3 protein-coding genes are annotated in these 2,188 nt (G+C 70.3%); 1 reads left to right on the forward strand and 2 read right to left on the reverse strand.

The genetic code is table 11. The features are described from left to right. Positions 1-951, forward strand: a 951-nt coding sequence (locus ACTUAL_RS32270; protein ID WP_440902880.1) for a methyltransferase domain-containing protein, incomplete at its 5' end; no start/stop codon positions are given. A 211-nt stretch (positions 952-1,162) separates the two neighbouring features. Here the strand turns inward: ACTUAL_RS32270 and ACTUAL_RS32275 are convergent. Together ACTUAL_RS32275 and ACTUAL_RS32280 are read right to left on the reverse strand one after the other, a co-directional pair. Then, entirely contained in the window at positions 1,163-1,513 is a 351-nt protein-coding gene (locus ACTUAL_RS32275) for a hypothetical protein (protein ID WP_440902881.1), read from the reverse strand. 227 nt (positions 1,514-1,740) lie between these two features. Beyond that, the coding region (locus ACTUAL_RS32280; protein ID WP_440902882.1) for a hypothetical protein at positions 1,741-2,188 on the reverse strand (448 nt) is incomplete at its 5' end.

Genomic DNA, 2,188 nt, shown 5'->3' on the forward strand with positions numbered 1-2,188 from the left:
ATCACCCGCTGGGCGGAGGGCGTTCCCGTCAGCTCCAGCACCGAACCCAGCCTCATGGCGCAGATGCTCAACGCGCTCGACGCGGACCCTGGACACCGGGTCCTGGAGATCGGTACCGGCACCGGCTACAACGCCGCGCTGCTGTGCGAAGTGCTCGGCGACGAGCATGTCACCACGATCGACGTCGAATCCGATCTCACCATTCCCGCCCAGGAACGCCTGGCCGCCGCGGGCTACCACCCCGCCGTGCTGTGCCGCGACGGCGCGCTCGGCGCCCCGGCGCGCGCCCCGTTCGACCGCATCATCGCCACGTGCGGCATGGACCGCGTCCCCACCGACTGGATCAACCAGCTCGCCCCCGCCGGAGCCATCCTCACCAACGTCTCCAAGGGCATCGTCCTGCTCCGCGACGCAGGCGAAGAGCAGGGCGAACGGCTGGTGTCAGGACGGTTCCTCAGCGGCGCGGGGTTCATGCCCCTGCGCTCGGACCTCCAGCACTACACCCCGCGCACGCCGGTCACCGGCGTACTGGAGGCCACCGGGGGACACGGAACGACCACTAACGCGACCGGCACCGTCATCGACCACCCGCAACTGGATGACGAGTTCGCCCTAGCCGCGTTCTTCACCAGCCTGGTCGCCGACCGCAGCCAGCTCGTCTACACCCACGCCGATGCCGACGCCGGGAAGTCGGTCACTTCCTACCGGTGGCTGCACCCCGCCACCGGTAGCTGGGCCCGCGTGGACCTCCCCGACACCACGGAGGAGCAGCACGCCATCCTGCACCAGGGAGGCAGCCGGAGGCTGTGGGACGAACTCGCCCCCGTTCTGCACGCCTGGCGAGCAGCGGACCGGGCAGATCTCACCCGGTGGGGCTTGACGGTGACCAGCGCCGGTCATCACCGGCTCTGGCTCGACCAGCCCACGCAGACGATCTTCCACCTGCGCTAACGCACATCGAGAGCGACACGAGGATTTCCTTGATCGACCAGACCCGTGCAGGGCTGGGATTTCCTTCCCGTCCGCGCACAGGGCACCCGGTTTGGCGACCGCGTGCCGTCCACCCTCGGGTCGCCGTGCGACGGCGAAGGCCAACCTGAGGGTACGGAGGCAGGGCCCCGTGCAGTGACCGCTGCGCGGGGCCCTGTTCGTCTTGGTGGCGCTAGCAGGCCCTCGCGATTGCGACGGCGGCGTCCTGCCCGGCGGCGGAGGGCGGTTGCCCGATCCCTCCGGCCATCATGTGGAGCAGGTGGTGGACGGACATCGCACGTATCGGTCCGTCCGGGAGGTGGCGCACCTGCTCGACCAGGGCTACGCACCTGTGGCAGGGGTCGGGTCGGTCCTGCACCAGGTCGAGGACGAGGTCCACCAAGGGCTCCAGACACAGGCCGGGGACGATCAGCAACGTCTTCGTCCCGTCCGAGTTGACCTGGATCATCCACGGGGTCTGCAAGCCGTCGTGGCGTACTTCGATGACGGGAGTCCGGTCGGGCGGGTGCGTGTGTCTGGGCACGTCTCCTTCTCCTCCGCACGCCCCCCTTACGCCGCAGGGCGTGCCTCGGTCCACCCGACGCGGCCCTCCCCGGCACGTCGGGCGGACATGGTCGGTCCGTTGTGGTTCTCCCCGCTCACCGAACCGGGGCGGCACACCCCGAGCCACGTTGCGTGAGTGCGGCCAGCGACGTTACCGGCCGCCCGGTGCAGCTCGCAGCGTTTCGTCACACCGGGTGAGCGGTCGTGTCAGCTCGGTGTCCGCCCCACCCTACGCGCGGCCCGTTGCTCGTCATGCTCGCATTCGACGATCACCGCAGCCTGGCGCACCAGCAGTCGCCGACCGGCGGGTGTGAGCTGTCGGAAGAGGGCGACCAGGGCCTCCTCCTCCGGGGGCAACTCCACCCCGATCGGGATGTGGCTGTCCGCCGCGAAGGCTCTGGAAACGCGCTCCAGGTCCGTCCCCAGGGCGCTCGCGAAGCGCTCCATGATCGCCAGGCTCGGGATGCGGCCACGTTGCCCGCGCTTGAGCTGGTGCCCGAGCGCGCCCTCCGCGAGACCGGCCTCCCGCTCGATCCTGCGGATGCTGGCACCGGGTTTGCACTCGGCTATCAGGGCGTCCACCTGGGACCGCCTGACGGGGCCGTCGTGCCTGGGCGCGGAGATGGCGTCGTCCTCGGACGTCGGGCCTGTCGTC

It is taken from the genome of Actinosynnema sp., assembly GCF_052038725.1.